We start from the raw sequence: 654 nt of genomic DNA, 5'->3' as shown, positions 1-654 counted from the left end.
TCCGGCCTGGCCGCCGCCGAACACCTCGTTGACGAGCCTCTGCGTCGCCTTCTGGAAGGCCGCGCCCATGGACATGGCGGCGTCGTCCACGTAGTTCAGGGCGGCGGTCAGGGTCTTGCCGCCGTCGGGCGTGCTGTACATCAGCGCCGCGTGGCCCGCCATGCCGCCGTTGTGGGTGATGAGGGTGCCACCGCCCGGCGCCTGCTGTACGAACACGCCCAGGCCGTAGCCGGCCTTGGACTCCGGCGTGCACATCTCGGCCAGTAGCTCGGCCGGCAGCAGCTTGCCGCCCAGCAGCGCGGTGATGAACGTCTGCAGGTCCCGGGTGGTGGAGATCATGTCGCCGCCGCTGGAGATCCAGGAGGGGTTGTGCCGGGTGACGTCGACCGTCCGGGTCTGGCCGTCCTCCTCATAGCGGTAGTAGGCGTGGGCGTACGGTGCGGGGATGTCCTGCTCGGTGGCCGGCTGGACGGTGCCCGTCAGGCCGAGCGGCCCCAGGATCAGGCGCTGCATCTCCTCGGCGACCGGGCGGCCGGTGACCTTCTCGATCAGCAGCCGGGCCAGCACATAGTTGGTGTTGGAGTAGCTCCAGTCGGTGCCCGGCTCGAACCGCGCCGGCTTGGACAGCGCCAGCCGTACCAGCTCCTGCGGCCG

General features: G+C 70.5%; 1 protein-coding gene. It reads right to left on the bottom strand.

What is annotated here, in order from left to right; translation table 11 throughout:
- A partial coding sequence (locus FLW16_RS43005) for a serine hydrolase (protein ID WP_142566729.1) occupies positions 1-654 on the bottom strand: 654 nt, incomplete at both ends.

The sequence above is a fragment of the Microbispora sp. KK1-11 genome (genome assembly GCF_006874435.1).
Classification (GTDB): Bacteria; Actinomycetota; Actinomycetes; order Streptosporangiales; family Streptosporangiaceae; genus Microbispora; species Microbispora catharanthi.
This window is presented reverse-complemented; position numbering and strand designations above follow the sequence as displayed.